Here is a 16193-nt window from a genome sequence, read left to right as displayed (position 1 = left end):
AAAGTTTAACAGATTGACAGATACAGTTGAAATTACTATAATAAAAATGATGCATCGCGGCATAAGAAGAAAAGAGCCGTGAAAGAGAGATACTTCGGGAGGGGCAAAAAATGCAGGAAAAAGAAATTTCCCAGGCAGTAATCCGTCGTATGCCGAGATATTACCGGTATTTAGGTGAATTGCTGGAGGATGGAGTGGAACGTATTTCATCCAATGATCTAAGCAAAAGAATGAATGTCACTGCTTCGCAGATCCGTCAGGATCTGAATAACTTTGGCGGTTTCGGACAGCAGGGATATGGATATAATGTAAAGTTTTTATATGAAGAGATTGGTAAGATTTTAGGATTAAACCAGAAACATAATATTATTGTCATCGGTGCCGGTAATTTAGGTCAGGCACTGGCAAATTATGTGAAGTTTGAAAAACTTGGTTTTGTGATCACAGCACTTTTTGATGTCAATCCGGCGTTAGAGGGTGTGACAGTCCGCGGAATTAAGATCCACATGTTAGATGAACTGGAAGATTACTGCAAGGATCACGTTGTTGATATTGCAGCCCTTACCATGCCGAAGGAGAAGGCTGATGCCATTGCAAACCGTCTGGTCAATCTTGGAATTCAGGCAATCTGGAATTTTGCCCATGTGGACCTTGATCTGATCGACAAAGATGTGGTTGTTGAGAATGTACATCTTTCTGACAGCCTGATGCAGTTGTCCTATAATATCGTAAAAAATAAGCAGAATAAATAATGGATGAAATCGATAGAGCTGCCGCATGCATTTTTTAATGCACGACAGCTCTATCTTATCCATATGCCTGAGGGGATGAGAAGGTTATGAAGTATCTGGTAAACAGCAGAGAGATGAAACAATATGATACGAACACGACAGAACATTTTAAAGTGCCATCCCTGCTTTTGATGGAGCGGGCCGCACTTGCAGTTTTTGATGAGATCAAAAGGCAGTACCCATGCAGCAAAAAATTTCTGATCGTTTGCGGAACGGGAAACAATGGCGCAGATGGTTTTGCACTCACCCGGCTGTTACTTTTGGACGGAGCAGAGGTGCATACGGTGTTGATCGGTGACCGGAAGAAGGAGACAGACCAGTGCAAAAAGCAGCTGGAGATCCTTTTTGCCTATGGATGTCCGGTATTGGAAGCCATTCCGGAGAACACCGCATATGATGTAATAGTGGATGCCATTTTTGGAGTCGGGCTTTCGAGAAATGTTGAAGGCATTTTTGCTGATACAATTCGGAAAATGAACGAAATACCAGGAAAAAAGATCGCACTTGATATGCCATCCGGAATTTCATCGGACACAGGGGCTGTTTTAAAATGTGCGTTTCGTGCAGACTGCACGATCACATTTGCCTATGAAAAAATCGGCATGCATCTTTTCCCGGGAAATGAATATGTCGGGGAGATCGTGACAAAGCAGATTGGAATCACGGATGAGAGTTTTCTGACACAAATGCCCGGTGTTATGGTGTTCGAGATGGAAGATCTGAGATTCCTTCCAAAGAGAGCTTCACATTCTAATAAGGGAAGCTTCGGTAAATTACTGCTGATCGCTGGAAGTGTGGATATGGCTGGCGCAGCTGTTTTAAGTGCAAAGGCAGCGTATACGGCAGGCTGTGGTCTGGTGCGTGTGTTTACGCCTGAGGAAAACCGCATTCCATTGCAGACAAGTATTCCAGAGGCAGTTCTGACTACTTATCACCCTGAAAAATTAGATGCTTCAAAACTTTCAGAAGCAATGAAATGGGCAGATGTGATTGTGTGTGGACCGGGAATCGGAACCGGGGATGCAGCACATCAGATTGTTAAAACAGTGCTGCAAAAAGCATCTGTTCCGGTCGTCCTTGATGCAGATGCATTAAATATCATTGCAGAGGACACAAGTGTTTTACTTTTGGCGCACACAGAACTTGTGATCACGCCGCATCTTGGTGAGATGAGCCGTCTGACCGGGGATTCCATTGCCTTTATCCAGACACGGCTGATTGATACTGCGGATAAGTTTGCAGGAAAATTTCATGTCACCTGTGTTCTGAAAGATGAACACACGGTCGTTGCCACTCCACATGGAAGGACTTATCTGAACCTCTCCGGAAATCATGGAATGGCAACGGCGGGAAGTGGGGATGTGCTGACCGGAATCATAGGATCACTTCTGACCCAGAGGGCAGACACAGAGACTGCGGCCGCGCTTGGTGTTTACCTTCACGGACTTTCCGGAGATACTGCATTGAAAAAATGTGGTTTTCGTGGTATGATGGCAGGCGACATTGTAAATGGTTTGAGAGATTTTCTGGCAGAAAATCAATTATAAAAAAGATTCATTACGATAGAAAGGTATGGATATAACATGAATAAACACAGCAGAGTGTGTGCAAATATAGATTTGAGTGCGGTCATGCACAATATGGAAGCCATGCATCAGAACATCGATCCGGACACGAAAATTATGGCGGTGATCAAAGCAGATGGGTATGGTCATGGGGCTGTTCCTATTGCAAAGGAGATTGAACATTTAGATTATGTTTATGGGTATGCAGCTGCAACGGTTGAGGAAGGGATGATCCTTCGAAATAATGGAATCCAAAAACCGATTTTGATTCTTGGCTATATCTTCCCGGATCAGTATGAGGAAGTAATCCAGGCAGAAATCTGTCCAAGTGTTTTTACACTTGAGATGGCAAAAGAGCTTTCTGCTGCTGCCGAAAAAGTTGGAAAAGACTGCCGGATGCATTTTGCAGTGGATACCGGAATGAGCCGTATCGGGTATCAGGTGACAGAAGAAGCCGCAGATGAGATGGCGCAGATTGCAAAGCTTCCGCATATGATAGTGGAGGGGATTTTTACTCATTTTGCAAAAGCAGATGAGTATGATAAAACTTTCACAAAAGAACAGATTCAAAAATTCAGAAAAATGATTGCCATGATGGAAGACAGAGGTGTTTCGATTCCCGTCAAGCACTGTTCCAACAGCGCAGGAATCGCAGAAATCCGCGAGGCAAATATGGATATGGTAAGAGCGGGAATCACGTTGTATGGATTATGGCCATCGGAAGAAGTCGACCAGAATTCCCTTGATTTAAAACCGGTGATGGAATTGAAAACACATGTGGCTTACGTTAAGGATTTAGAGGCTGGAAGAGCGATCAGTTACGGTGGAACTTTCATCACAAAGCGCGACAGCCGCATCGCAACGATCCCGGTTGGTTATGCAGATGGATATTGCAGGGGACTTTCCAATACAGGAAGTGTCCTGATCCACGGAAAACGTGCGCCAATCTGCGGAAGAGTCTGTATGGATCAGTTCATGGTAGATGTGACTGATATTCCGGATGTGAAGATTGGGGATGAAGTGACACTGATCGGCAGGGATGGTGACGAAGTGATCACCATGGAAGAAGTCGGCAGCCTTTCCGGCAGATTTAATTATGAGTTTGTCTGCGTGCTTGGAAAACGTATTCCGCGTGTTTTTTATCGAGATGGAAAAAGAATTGCAAGCCAGGAATATTTTGACGAGGAATAGGCTGGAAAAATATTTTTGAAAACAGAATACGACCGTTAAATATGGAAATACTATCCGTAAGAAACAACAGTAGAGAGAATACTGAGTAAGATTATGGAGTGTAAAGCATATGTTAATTCGGCGTGGAGATATTTTTTATGCAGATTTAAGACCAGTGGTCGGTTCTGAGCAGGGTGGAGTCCGCCCGGTTCTTATTATACAGAATGATGTTGGAAACAGACACAGTCCTACGGTCATTTGTGCAGCAATCACTTCCCAGATGAACAAGGCAAAACTTCCAACCCATGTGGAGTTAGACTGCACCAAGTATGCACTGGTGAAGGATTCCGTTGTTTTACTGGAACAGTTGCGCACAATCGATAAGACGCGGCTGAAAGATAAAGTATGTCATCTTGACAATCAGATACTGATCAAAATTGATAAGGCATTGGAAATAAGCTTAGAGCTTCTTACATAACTTGACTATTCTGGAGCAAAATGGTATTATTTCAAATGTTTTAATACAATTTCGATATAAATTAGGAGGATTTATGGACGATGGTGGCAGTCCCACTACCGGGATGAAAAAGTTGAGTAACAGGCTTATGAAGCTGTTCGGAGTAGACACCGATGATGTGACAGAAGAAGAGATTATCTCAATGGTAAATGAAGGACATGAGCAGGGTGTCCTGCAGGCGAATGAAGCGGAGATGATCCATAATATTTTTGAATTTGGAGACAAAGATGCAAAGGATATTATGGTGCACCGCAAGAATATCATTGCCATTGATGGAACGATGACGTTCCTTGAAATGCTGGATTTCACGATTGAAAATAACTATTCGCGATATCCGGTATACATAGATGATATTGATAATATAATCGGAGTGCTTCATATTAAGGAGGTACTTGCACTGTGCCAGAAACAGGAGATTTATCACACGGCGATCAAAGATATTAAGGGATTGATCCGTGAGGTTGATTTTATTCCGGAAACGAGAAATATTAATACCTTATTTACGATGATGCAGAATGCTAAGACGCATATGGTCATCGTGGTGGATGAGTATGGACAGACTTCCGGGATTGTTGCAATGGAAGATATCCTTGAGGAGATCGTAGGAAACATCGAGGATGAACACGACCAGGAAGAAAAGATGATTGAGAAACTGCCAGATGGCAGTTATCTGATGGATGGTATGACTTCTGCTGAGGAGGCACTTGAAATTTTGAAAATTCATATTCCGGAGGAAGATGAATTTGAAACGTTAAATGGTATACTGATCTCTCTGTTAGACCGTATTCCAAATGATGATGAGAAGTTTGAGACAGATGCTTTCGGGTATCATTTCGAAGTTTTACAGGTGGAAAATAAGATGATCAAAAAAAGTGAAGATCACAAAACTTGCCGAGGGCGTTTCCACAGATAAGGAAGAGAACTCTTGTCAGAAAGAAGAAACGGTGCTAGAATAATATTTCTGAGAGATTTTGTAATTGTGTGAGAAACACACAAAACATATAAAAAGTTTGACAGACGAAAATACAAGAAAAAGAGAGGATAAAGTTATGTCAGGACATTCAAAGTTTGCCAATATTAAACATAAGAAAGAAAAAATGATGCTGCAAAAGGTAAAATCTTTACGATTATCGGTAGAGAAATCGCAGTTGCAGTAAAAGAGGGTGGCCCGGATCCATCCAATAACTTCAAACTTGCACAGGTGATCGCAAAGGCAAAGAGCAACAATATGCCAAACGATACGATCGATCGCGGTATTAAGAAAGCTGCCGGTGATGGAAACTCCGTCAACTACGAATTCTGTACATATGAAGGATATGGACCAAGCGGAACAGCTATCATTGTAAAATGTTTAACAGATAACAAAAACCGTACTGCTGCAAATGTCAGAAATGCATTCACAAAAGGTCATGGAAGCATCGGTACACAGGGTTGTGTATCTTACATGTTCGATGAAAAAGGACAGATCATCATCGCAAAAGAAGATTGTGAAATGGATGCAGACGATCTTATGATGATCGCTTTAGATGCAGGCGCAGAAGATTTTAATGAGGAGGAGGACTGCTTTGAAGTATTGACATCTCCAGATGATTTTGAAGCTGTAAGAAGCGCATTGGAAGCTGAGAACATTCCAATGGCAGAAGCAGAAGTAACCATGATTCCTCAGAACTATGTAGAGTTATCTGCAGACGAAGATATCACAAACATCAACCGTATCTTAGATCTTTTGGATGATGATGATGATGTTCAGCAGGTTTACCACAACTGGGATGAATAAATAATATGAGACAGACTCTGTTTTTGGCGCAATCCAAGAACAGAGTTTTTTCATATGGACACTTTTTTACAATAAAGTGGTAGAAATCCGGGGGAAAATGTTATATCATAAATAGTACAAGGATGATGAGGAGGTATAATTCATGAAGAGGATTCTTTTTGCAGCGTCAGAGTGCGTTCCGTTTATAAAAACTGGGGGACTTGCGGACGTGTGTGGTGCATTACCTAAGGAATTTTCAAAAGAGGAATGGGATGTCAGGGTCGTGATTCCAAATTATAGCTGTATTCCGGAAAAATTCAGAAACCAGTTTCAGTATGTAACACATTTTTATATGTGTGCAGGAAATTATATCCAGAACAAATATGTTGGAATTTTAAAATATGAACTGGATGGGGTTACCTACTATTTTATTGATAATCAGGAATATTTTACCTGTGATACACCATATGGGGATATCCGTTATGACATTGAGAAGTTTGTTTTCTTCGATAAAGCTGTTTTATCCATGTTAAAACAGATCGATTTCCGTCCGGATCTGATCCACTGTCACGACTGGGAGACAGGTCTGATCCCGGTATATCTGAAAAATGAATTTCAGGCAGACTCTTTTTACTGGGGGGATGAAATCAATCATTACCATACATAATTTGAAGTTCCAGGGGTGTATGGGATGTGAAGACGATGAAGGGGCTGACAGGATTTTCAGCAGATTTGTTTGCACCGGATAAACTGGAATTTCATAAGGATGCCAACATGTTAAAGGGTGGTTTGGTATATGCAGATTATATTACAACTGTAAGCGATTCTTATGCACAGGAGATCCAGACTGATTACTATGGCGAGGGGCTGGATGGACTGCTTGCCGCCAGACACTTTGATATGCAGGGCATTGTAAACGGTATTGATTACAAAACATATGATCCGGAGACAGACCCGAAAATTTATACCAACTATAACGCATCAAACTTCCGTAAGAAGAAGGTCAATAATAAATTAAAATTACAGGAGGAACTGGATCTGACTGTCGATAAGAAGAAGTTCATGATCGGACTGATCTCAAGACTCACCGATCAGAAAGGTCTGGATCTGATCAATTATGTGATTGACCGCCTGGTGGATGATTTCACACAGATTGTTGTGATTGGAACCGGCGATCCACAGTATGAGAACATGTTCCGCCATTATGCATGGAAATACGGAGACAGAGTTTCTGCCAATATCTGTTATTCTGATGACCTGGCTCACAAACTTTACGCCGCTGCGGATGCATTTTTAATGCCATCCCGCTTTGAACCATGTGGACTGACGCAGCTGATCTCTTTCCGTTACGGTACGGTTCCAATCGTCCGTGAGACCGGAGGACTTAAGGATACAGTCAGACCATATAACGAATACGAAAATACCGGTGATGGATTCTCTTTTGCAAATTATAATGGGGAAGAGATGCTCGGTGTTGTCAATTATGCAAAGCATATTTATTTTGATAAGAAAAACAGTGGAATCAGATTGTTGAACGGGGCATGGCAAACGATTATTCATGGAAGTCTTCCAAAGGAAAATACGAAGGGCTTTATAATTATCTGCTTGGATATACTGTATAAAATAAAAAGAATCTCCAATACTAAAGAACAGGGTAGAAAAATCTATCCTGTTTTTTCAGTCTTATGAGGGAAGGGAGATTGTATGGCAGAAAAAAATGAGAAAGAGAAGGCTGTGAATGAGCAGATCAGGGATTTTGGTCAGGTGGAGTTAGAGCATGGGGAAGACAGGATCTCCATGTTGACGATCATAGGAGAGATTGAGGGGCATGAGTGCCTTCCGGCGGCGACAAAGACGACAAAGTATGAGCATGTGCTTCCAAAACTCGCAGAGGTGGAAGAAAATAAAAATGTGGATGGATTACTGCTTTTGTTAAACACGGTAGGCGGGGATGTGGAGAGCGGGCTTGCCATTGCTGAGATGGTAGCATCCATTGATAAGCCAACGGTTTCACTGGTACTCGGTGGCAGCCATTCCATCGGCGTGCCGCTGGCAGTCTCCACGGACTATTCTTTTATCGTGCCATCCGGTACGATGGTGATCCACCCGGTGCGGATGAATGGAACTGTGATCGGGGCGCAGCCAACATATGATTATTTTAAGCAGATGCAGGATCGTATTTTAAAATTTGTTGTGCAGCATTCCAAAGCAGAACAGAACCGGCTGGAGGAGCTTATGATGAATACGGGAATCCTCACAAAAGACCTTGGGACGATCCTGGTTGGAGGACAGGCGGTCGAGGAAGGACTCATTGATTCTATCGGTGGAATCCATGAGGCATTTGCAAAATTACACCAGCTCATACAAGAGACAAAATCCGGCGGCAAAAAAAGCTTTTAATGACAATCAAAATGAAATATGGTATACTTAAAAAGTATGAAAATCGGTGACTTATGGAAAAAACTGATATTTTTTAGAAAATATGAGATACGATACAGCGGAGGAAAAAGCTTATGACTTTATTACAGGCGGTCTTGATGGGGATCATACAGGGATTGACAGAGTTCCTTCCGGTCAGCAGTTCCGGACATCTTGCACTTTTTAAAATCCTGTTCCATGTTGAGACGGATACAGGAATGTTATTTGATGTTTTGCTGCATGTTGGAACTCTGATCGCGATCTGCGCAGTTTATTATAAAGATATCGTCAGGCTTTTTGTGGAGGGAATCTGTATCGTGAGAGATGTGCTGATCAATTTTGCAGCACTTATAAAAAACCTTTTTCTATCGATCCGTGACAGAGGAAAAGATCATGTTGATTACAGTCCGTACCGCAGAATTGTAAACAGCAGTTACCGCAAGTTTGTGGTGCTGATCCTGGTATCAACCATTCCGACCGGAATCATTGGTTTTGTTGGAAAAGACGTGGTAGAGCAGGCATCAGAACTTCTGATCGTGCCGGGCATCTGTCTGATCGCAACCGCAATTCTGCTCTTTATCGCAGACCGCTGCAAGGGCGGAGACAAGCTTCCGAAGGACATTACATACACCAATGCGTTTGTCGTTGGTATTGCTCAGGGCGTGGCAACTTTGCCGGGACTATCCCGCAGCGGAACAACGATCACAGCATGTCTGCTCAGCGGATTTAACCGCAAGTTTGCAGTGAAATATTCGTTTATTATGTCGATACCGGCGATTTTAGGTGCCATGGTGTTAGAGTTAAAAGATTTTGCAGACCTGTCCGTGAGCGGCATGGATATTACCTGCTATATTGTTGGTATGGTGATTGCTGCAGTGATCGGATATATCTGTATTAAAACAATGCTTGTCATTGTGCGCAATCGGAAATTCCGTATTTTTGCAATTTATTGTCTGATTGTCGGACTGCTCTCAATCGGCGGATTTTTCTATACATTATAGGAGATATTTTTTGGAGGTAATATTTTGGCAACAGGGAAAAGAAAGAGTTCCTCTGGCAGAAAAACTTCTGGCAGAAAAACGAATTCAGGACGTAAGAAGAATGATATACAGCAGGAGAGCTTTACAGAGGAAGTGATTCTGTGGGTGATCCTTGCAATCTCCATTTTACTTTTTATCAGTAATTTTGGAATCGGCGGGGCAATTGGAAATGCTGTCAGCAGTTTCTTTTTTGGTGTATTTGGTTTGATCGCATATATTTTTCCGGTTGTTTTGGTGATCGGTACTTTTTTTGCGGCGTCCAATAAAGGCAATCGGATCGCAACGGTAAAAATTGCTGCGGCTGTCTTTTTTGTGCTGTTTTTATGTATGTTTATCGAGATCGTGCGCTGTGGCGCGGAAGTTGCCGGAGCGGCAGGTGCCTATCAGTATTGTTCGGTACATAAAATTGGCGGAGGATTTTTAGGTGGTCTTCTTGCCGGGATTTTTTGTCCAAATTTTGGACTCCTCGGTTCTTATGTGATCGATGTTGTGGCAATGATTATCTGTCTGGTGCTGATCACAGAACGTTCCGCATTGAAGGGTGTGCAGAAAGGCAGCCGTAAAGTTTATGAAACGGCAAAAGAGAGCAATGAACGTCATCGTGAACTTGCAGAACAGCGACGTGAGGAACGTGAGCTGCGCCGCATGGACCGCAAGGTGGAAGGCGTGGCAGTCGACACAAGAGTTCTTCCGGACAGGAAGGCAGAGCCTATGGGTTCGGATGAAGTCAGTGAAATTAATATTGACAAACTTTTGGAGCAGTCGAACACCAATCTGCCGGAAATCAAGGAGGAGAAGCATGTGACACTCACAGCCGGAGGCGCAGAATATCAAAAACTTCCTGCTATGGAACCGGAGACGGAACTGTATGTTGCTCCGTCCGCATTTTCTGAGGAAGCGTTTGAGGCAAAAGAGCTGGAAGAGGATGCATCAATCTTTCACACAGAGCCGGCATATCAGGAGAGTATCCATACAGAGCCGGCTTATGAAGAACATCATCCAGTAGAAGAATCTATTCCGTATGATGCCGCAGAAAAACCGAAGAAAAATGTTAAGGCTACGGAGGAAGATATTCAAAATGATGTCTCATCCATCGAGGAAGAGATTCATCTGGAGGCACAGAAGGAAAGAAAGTATGTGTTCCCACCAGTATCATTGTTAAAACCGCCAGGCAATAAGCAGGGAGATTCCAAACAGCATCTTCAGGAGACGGCACAGAAATTACAGCAGACATTAAAGAATTTCGGCGTTAACGTTACGATCACGAATATCAGTTGTGGACCATCGGTCACACGTTATGAGATTCAGCCGGAAATGGGTGTTAAAGTAAGTAAAATCGTGAATCTGGCAGATGATATCAAACTGAATCTCGCAGCTGCTGACATCCGAATCGAGGCACCAATCCCGGGAAAGGCGGCAGTTGGAATCGAGGTTCCAAATAAAGAGACACTGATGGTTTCTTTCCGTGAACTTGTGGATTCGCCGGAATTTAAAAATCATCCATCCAACATTTCTTTCTGCGTCGGAAAAGATATTGGAGGAAATGTAACGGTTGCAGATATTGCAAAAATGCCTCATTTACTGATTGCCGGTGCAACAGGTTCCGGTAAATCTGTCTGTATCAACACGATTATTATGAGTATTTTATACAAAGCAGATCCGAAAGATGTAAAACTGATCATGGTCGATCCAAAGGTGGTCGAACTTAGTATTTATAACGGAATTCCACACTTACTGATTCCGGTTGTGACAGATCCGAAAAAAGCGGCAGGTGCGCTTCACTGGGCAGTCGCAGAGATGACTGACCGTTATCAGAAGTTTGCAGAGGCAAATGTCCGTGACTTAAGAGGCTACAACGCCAAAATTGATGAGCTTCCGGACGGAGAGGACAAGCCGGAAAAACTACCGCAGATCGTGATCATTGTAGACGAGTTGGCGGATTTAATGATGGTTGCGGCGAGTGATGTGGAGGAATCCATCTGTCGTCTGGCACAGCTTGCAAGAGCCTGTGGAATCCATCTGATCATCGCAACACAGCGTCCGTCCGTCAATGTCATTACCGGACTGATCAAGGCGAATATGCCAAGCCGAATCGCCTTCGCGGTGACATCCGGAATTGATTCGAGAACCATCCTTGATATGAACGGTGCAGAAAAACTGCTCGGAAAAGGTGACATGTTATTTAATCCTCAGGGCGTACCGAAACCACTGCGTGTTCAGGGTGCATTTGTATCGGATAAAGAAGTATCGGATGTCGTTGCTTACATAAAAGAAGAAAACGGACAGGTGAGTTACAATTCATCTGTGGAAGAGCAGATGAACAGCATCGAATCCGGGAATACGACAGTAAGCATTGACTCAGGACAGACCGGGGACGGAAGAGATCCTTATTTTGCAGATGCAGCAAAACTTCTGATCGACAAAGAAAAGGGTTCGATCGGAATGCTGCAACGGTATTTTAAGGTCGGCTTTAACCGCGCAGCAAGGATCATGGATCAGTTGGAGGAAGCCGGAATTGTCGGACCGGAGGAAGGTACAAAGCCAAGAAAAGTACTGATGTCGCCGGAACAATTTGAGCAATATGAAGAGGAATATCTGTAATTGATATTTGCTTATCAATAAGACTTGTATTATAATATCAACTTATAAGTCCTGTATGGACAAATACAATATGCGAAAGAGAATCGCAGGAATGGAGTTTTGGAATGAAAAGTGATATTCAGATTGCACAGGAAGCAGAAATGCTCCCAATCAAAGAAGTAGCAGAAAAGCTTGGAATCGGAGAGGATGACCTCGAATTATACGGAAAATACAAAGCTAAATTATCCGATGAACTGATCGAGCGGGTAAAAAATCAGCCGGATGGAAAGCTGATTCTTGTGACAGCAATCAATCCAACTCCGGCTGGAGAGGGAAAAACAACGACAAGTGTCGGACTTGGACAGGCATTTGGCCGTTTGGGGAAAAAGGCAGTGATCGCATTGCGTGAACCATCTTTAGGACCATGTTTTGGTATCAAGGGAGGCGCCGCAGGAGGCGGTTATGCCCAGGTCGTTCCGATGGAAGACTTAAATCTTCATTTTACAGGAGATTTCCATGCAATTACTTCTGCAAATAATCTGCTGGCTGCTTTGCTTGATAACCATATTCAGCAGGGAAATGAACTTGGCATTGATACAAGACAGATTGTATGGAAACGCTGTCTTGATATGAACGATCGTGTGCTCCGTAATACTGTCGTTGGACTTGGAAGCAAAATGGATGGTGTTGTGAGAGAAGATCACTTTGTCATTACCGTTGCCTCCGAGATTATGGCAATTCTCTGCCTTGCAACTGATATGCACGATTTAAAAAGAAGATTAGGACGCATTATTGTTGCCTATACTTATGATGGAAAGCCAGTGACAGCAGATGATCTTCAGGCAACCGGAGCAATGGCTGCATTATTAAAAGATGCGTTGAAACCAAACCTCATCCAGACCTTAGAGCACACACCGGCAATTGTACATGGTGGTCCGTTTGCCAACATTGCACATGGATGCAACTCTGTCCGTGCTACAAAGACAGCATTAAAACTTGCAGATTATGTGATCACAGAGGCAGGATTTGGTGCAGACCTCGGCGCAGAGAAGTTCTTTGATATCAAGTGCAGAAAGGCAGATCTGAAACCGGATGCAGTGGTTTTAGTTGCAACAATCCGCGCTTTGAAATATAATGGAGGAGTTGCGAAAGCTGATCTTGCAGAGGAAAACCTGGAAGCTTTGAAAAAGGGCATTGTAAATCTGGAGAAACATATCGAAAATCTTCAGAAATACGGAGTACCGGTGGTTGTTACTTTAAACTCCTTTGTGACAGATACCAAGGCAGAGACAGACTATGTAGAGCAGTTCTGCCATGAGAGAGACTGCGAGTTCGCACTTTCCGAAGTCTGGGAAAAAGGTGGCGAAGGTGGTATTGCACTTGCAAACAAAGTGCTTGAGACCTTAGAGAAAAAAGAAAGCCATTTCAAGGTATTATATGAGAATGATCTTTCTCTGGAAGAAAAGATTGAGACTATCGCAAAAGAGATTTACGGTGCAGACGGCGTGACTTACGCACCGGCAGCAAAGAAAGAATTAAAGAGAATTACAGATATGGGGCTTTCCAATTTCCCTGTCTGCATGGCAAAAACACAGTATTCTCTTTCCGATGACCAGACAAAACTTGGCCGTCCGGAGGGATTTACCATTAACGTAAGAGAAGTATATGTATCAGCAGGAGCAGGCTTTGTGGTTGCTGTAACAGGTGCGATCATGACAATGCCTGGTCTGCCAAAAAAACCTGCTGCATATGGAATTGACGTAAATGACGAAGGTGTGATCACCGGTTTATTCTAAAAAAGAAATGCAGTAGAAAGAACAGAGTGAGAGGAATTATGGCACAGATTATTGACGGAAAGAAAATTTCACAGGACATCAAAGATGAATTGAAAGAGAAAGTGACAGCATTAAAAGATACAGGAACGGAGGTTGCACTTGCAGTGATCCAGGTCGGAAATGACCCGGCATCCTCTGTCTATGTAAGAAACAAAAAGAAGGCATGCGAGTATATTGGTATCCGGTCCTTATCCTATGAACTCCCGGAGGAGACAACCGAAGATGCATTGATCGAGCTGATTGAAAAACTGAACAAAGATGAAACTGTAAACGGTATTTTAGTTCAGCTTCCGGTTCCAAAGCATATTGATCCGGATAAAATCATCCGCACAATCTCGCCGGAAAAAGACGTAGACGGCTTTCATCCACAGAATGTTGGAAAATTAGTGATCGGTGAAGAGGGCTTTGTATCTTGTACTCCGGCCGGAGTCATTCAGCTTCTGAAACGTTCTGGAATTGAAATTTCCGGAAAAAACTGTGTTGTAGTTGGCAGAAGCAATATTGTCGGAAAGCCAATGGCGCTTCTGATGCTTCGTGAGAATGCTACGGTCACGATCGCCCATTCAAAAACAAAAAATCTGAAAGAATTATGCCAGACAGCAGATATTTTGATCGTTGCCATTGGAAAACCACAATTTATTACAGCAGATTATGTGAAAGAGGGAGCTGTTGTGATTGATGTTGGAATCCACAGAGATGAAAATAATAAACTCTGCGGAGATGTACGATATGAGGAAGTTGCAGAAAAAGCTTCTGCGATCACACCGGTTCCGGGTGGAGTAGGCCCAATGACAATTGCCATGCTTATGAGCAATTGCGTGGAAAGTCTGGACAGAGAATAAGATTGGTAGAGATAGAAAGGGTTTCATATGAAATGTGCAAAGTGTGGAGCTGAGTTAAAAGAAGGCTGTTTATATTGTTCGGTATGCGGCCATGAAGCACAAATGGTAAATGGTTATTCTGTTTTGGAGGAAGATTATCTGAAAGCTCTTTTGACGGATGAAGCATCCAAAGATACATCGTCAGAAGAAACAGAAAACCAGAAGAAAAAAGCAGAGGGACACCATAAAAAGAAAAAACAGACTCCGTGGATTGTTTTAGGCTGCGTTGCTGCAGTGGTTGTCGTCATTGCAATCGGAGCAATTGCTTACGTGCGCTATCAGAATAACAATTCGTACGATTACCAGATTGCGATGGCAGAAAAGGAACTGGTGGATTTAAACTATGAGAAGGCGCTTTCTTACTATAAAAATGCGCTGACATTATCACCAAATGACATCAATGCCAGGGCTGCCATGGCGGAAATCTATCTTGCAAGAAAAGAATATGATTCTGCATTAGTGCTTGAGATGGAGATCATCAACCTCGATAAAAAGAACAAAGAGGCTTATCAGGGATTGATCACGATTTATGAGGCAAAAGGTCAGTACGATAAAATTACAGAGCTGGCGTCTACTGTGACAGATACAGATTTATTAGAACTGTTTTCCGGGTATATTGTCGCTGAACCGGTCTTTTATCCGGATGAGGGAACATATGATGTGTATACGGAAGTTACCATTTTTTCCATTGAAGAATGTGATATCTATTATACATTAGATGAATCAGATCCGAAAAAAAATGGTATTCTTTATACCGATGCCGGAATTGAATTAGACGATGTTGGAAAGTATACTATCAAGGCAGTCTGCAAAAACGATAAGGGAATTTACAGTGATGTTGTCACCTGTAAATATAAGACCGAAGCGAAAGCCCCGGATTATCCGGAAGTAACACCGGATGGCGGTACCATGGATGATATTACGTTTGTAGTGATTACTGCAGATGAGGGATGCAGTATTTATTACACGTGGGATGGAACAGATCCTACAGATACATCTGCACGTTACACAGAACCAATCGAAGTACCGGAAGGTAACAATATCTTATCTATTATTGTTGTGAATGATAAGACAAAACTTACAAGTGAGATCTACCGGACAAACTTTATCTATCATGCCAAGCCTGAAGTTGAGGTAGAAGAGTAGCGGGACGTTGTAACGTTTATTATGTGCGAAGTGAACAATCATAACCACCGGCTTAGCCGGTGGTTTGCTCACGCCCTATAAGGGCTTATTACCGGCTCTGGAGTCTAAAGACTCATCGAATGGTTCGCCAGCCGCAACGTCATTTACCTACTAAGCCCATTGGGCTTATTCTATCTGTTTGTTTTTACTGGCTCACCCGTGAACGGGTCAATATACTCTTTCAGAGTCATTTGATCATATTCCAAATCTTCTTTTAACTGATTTTGAATATATTCCTGTATTTTCTTTGCATTTTTGCCTACTGTATCTACGTAATATCCTCTGCACCAGAAATGCCTGTTTCCATACTTATATTTTAAATTCGCATGTCTTTCAAATATCATTAGCGTACTTTTCCTTTTAAATACCCTACGAAACTTGACACACTTATGCTTGGTGGAATCTCTACTAACATATGTATGTGATCCGGGCATACTTCTGCTTCGACAATTTTT

Annotated in this window: 12 protein-coding genes and 2 pseudogenes; 13 read left to right on the top strand and 1 reads right to left on the bottom strand. The window is 42.6% G+C overall.

The genetic code is table 11. From position 1 onward, the window contains the following. The first annotated feature begins 110 nt into the window (after positions 1–110). The 13 genes and pseudogenes from ROSEINA2194_RS16590 to ROSEINA2194_RS16530 all read left to right on the top strand — a co-directional run bounded on the left by ROSEINA2194_RS16590 (position 111) and on the right by ROSEINA2194_RS16530 (position 15699). Positions 111–752, top strand: coding sequence for a redox-sensing transcriptional repressor Rex (locus ROSEINA2194_RS16590; protein ID WP_009860826.1), 642 nt, complete (start codon positions 111–113; stop codon positions 750–752). 86 nt (positions 753–838) lie between these two features. Then, positions 839–2338, top strand: a complete 1500-nt coding sequence (locus tag ROSEINA2194_RS16585; RefSeq protein ID WP_009860825.1) for an NAD(P)H-hydrate dehydratase — start codon at positions 839–841, stop codon at positions 2336–2338. A 36-nt stretch (positions 2339–2374) separates the two neighbouring features. After that, positions 2375–3547, top strand: a complete 1173-nt coding sequence (gene alr, locus ROSEINA2194_RS16580) for an alanine racemase (protein ID WP_009860824.1) — start codon at positions 2375–2377, stop codon at positions 3545–3547. A 109-nt stretch (positions 3548–3656) separates the two neighbouring features. Continuing rightward, complete coding sequence (locus ROSEINA2194_RS16575; protein WP_009860823.1) at positions 3657–4004, top strand: type II toxin-antitoxin system PemK/MazF family toxin; 348 nt, start codon at positions 3657–3659, stop codon at positions 4002–4004. A 73-nt stretch (positions 4005–4077) separates the two neighbouring features. Then, complete coding sequence (locus ROSEINA2194_RS16570) at positions 4078–4956, top strand: hemolysin family protein (RefSeq protein WP_044928631.1); 879 nt, start codon at positions 4078–4080, stop codon at positions 4954–4956. A 136-nt stretch (positions 4957–5092) separates the two neighbouring features. After that, positions 5093–5820, top strand: a pseudogene (locus ROSEINA2194_RS16565) (YebC/PmpR family DNA-binding transcriptional regulator). A gap of 142 nt (positions 5821–5962) precedes the next feature. Continuing rightward, positions 5963–7421, top strand: a pseudogene (glgA, locus tag ROSEINA2194_RS23680) (glycogen synthase GlgA). Positions 7422–7503: 82 nt separating this feature from the next. Beyond that, a complete protein-coding gene (locus tag ROSEINA2194_RS16555) occupies positions 7504–8199 on the top strand; it encodes a ClpP family protease (RefSeq protein WP_009860817.1) in 696 nt (231 codons plus the stop codon). 113 nt (positions 8200–8312) lie between these two features. Then, entirely contained in the window at positions 8313–9218 is a 906-nt protein-coding gene (locus tag ROSEINA2194_RS16550; protein WP_009860816.1) for an undecaprenyl-diphosphate phosphatase, read from the top strand. Between the two features lie 24 nt (positions 9219–9242). Next, positions 9243–11858 carry an FtsK/SpoIIIE family DNA translocase gene (locus ROSEINA2194_RS16545; protein ID WP_009860815.1) on the top strand — a complete coding sequence of 872 codons (2616 nt, stop codon included), beginning with the start codon at positions 9243–9245 and terminating at the stop codon, positions 11856–11858. 104 nt (positions 11859–11962) lie between these two features. Next, positions 11963–13633 (top strand): formate--tetrahydrofolate ligase, encoded by a 1671-nt coding sequence (locus ROSEINA2194_RS16540; RefSeq protein WP_009860814.1) that lies wholly within the window; start codon positions 11963–11965, stop codon positions 13631–13633. A 38-nt stretch (positions 13634–13671) separates the two neighbouring features. Further along, positions 13672–14514: a bifunctional methylenetetrahydrofolate dehydrogenase/methenyltetrahydrofolate cyclohydrolase FolD gene (folD, locus tag ROSEINA2194_RS16535; RefSeq protein ID WP_009860813.1), complete on the top strand. Its 843-nt coding sequence runs from the start codon at positions 13672–13674 to the stop codon at positions 14512–14514. Positions 14515–14541: 27 nt separating this feature from the next. Further along, positions 14542–15699 carry a chitobiase/beta-hexosaminidase C-terminal domain-containing protein gene (locus ROSEINA2194_RS16530; RefSeq protein ID WP_009860812.1) on the top strand — a complete coding sequence of 386 codons (1158 nt, stop codon included), beginning with the start codon at positions 14542–14544 and terminating at the stop codon, positions 15697–15699. A gap of 170 nt (positions 15700–15869) precedes the next feature. Here ROSEINA2194_RS16530 and ROSEINA2194_RS16525 read toward each other — a convergent pair whose 3' ends face one another. Then, entirely contained in the window at positions 15870–16172 is a 303-nt protein-coding gene (locus tag ROSEINA2194_RS16525; protein ID WP_252832694.1) for a transposase, read from the bottom strand. Positions 16173–16193 lie beyond the last annotated feature (21 nt).

This window comes from Roseburia inulinivorans DSM 16841 (genome assembly GCF_000174195.1).
Lineage (GTDB): Bacteria > Bacillota > Clostridia > Lachnospirales > Lachnospiraceae > Roseburia > Roseburia inulinivorans.
The sequence above is the reverse complement of the archived record's forward strand: the minus strand, read 5'-3'. Positions and strand labels throughout refer to the sequence as shown.

What these genes read in the sequence shown, in the direction of transcription:
- ROSEINA2194_RS16590 (WP_009860826.1), top strand. Translation starts at nt 111, where the DNA reads ATGCAGGAAAAAGAAATTTCCCAGGCAGTAATCCGTCGTATGCCGAGA.
- ROSEINA2194_RS16585 (WP_009860825.1), top strand. Translation starts at nt 839, where the DNA reads ATGAAGTATCTGGTAAACAGCAGAGAGATGAAACAATATGATACGAAC.
- alr (WP_009860824.1), top strand. Translation starts at nt 2,375, where the DNA reads ATGAATAAACACAGCAGAGTGTGTGCAAATATAGATTTGAGTGCGGTC.
- ROSEINA2194_RS16575 (WP_009860823.1), top strand. Translation starts at nt 3,657, where the DNA reads ATGTTAATTCGGCGTGGAGATATTTTTTATGCAGATTTAAGACCAGTG.
- ROSEINA2194_RS16570 (WP_044928631.1), top strand. Translation starts at nt 4,078, where the DNA reads ATGGACGATGGTGGCAGTCCCACTACCGGGATGAAAAAGTTGAGTAAC.
- ROSEINA2194_RS16555 (WP_009860817.1), top strand. Translation starts at nt 7,504, where the DNA reads ATGGCAGAAAAAAATGAGAAAGAGAAGGCTGTGAATGAGCAGATCAGG.
- ROSEINA2194_RS16550 (WP_009860816.1), top strand. Translation starts at nt 8,313, where the DNA reads ATGACTTTATTACAGGCGGTCTTGATGGGGATCATACAGGGATTGACA.
- ROSEINA2194_RS16540 (WP_009860814.1), top strand. Translation starts at nt 11,963, where the DNA reads ATGAAAAGTGATATTCAGATTGCACAGGAAGCAGAAATGCTCCCAATC.
- folD (WP_009860813.1), top strand. Translation starts at nt 13,672, where the DNA reads ATGGCACAGATTATTGACGGAAAGAAAATTTCACAGGACATCAAAGAT.
- ROSEINA2194_RS16530 (WP_009860812.1), top strand. Translation starts at nt 14,542, where the DNA reads ATGAAATGTGCAAAGTGTGGAGCTGAGTTAAAAGAAGGCTGTTTATAT.
- ROSEINA2194_RS16525 (WP_252832694.1), bottom strand. Translation starts at nt 16,172, where the DNA reads ATGCCCGGATCACATACATATGTTAGTAGAGATTCCACCAAGCATAAG.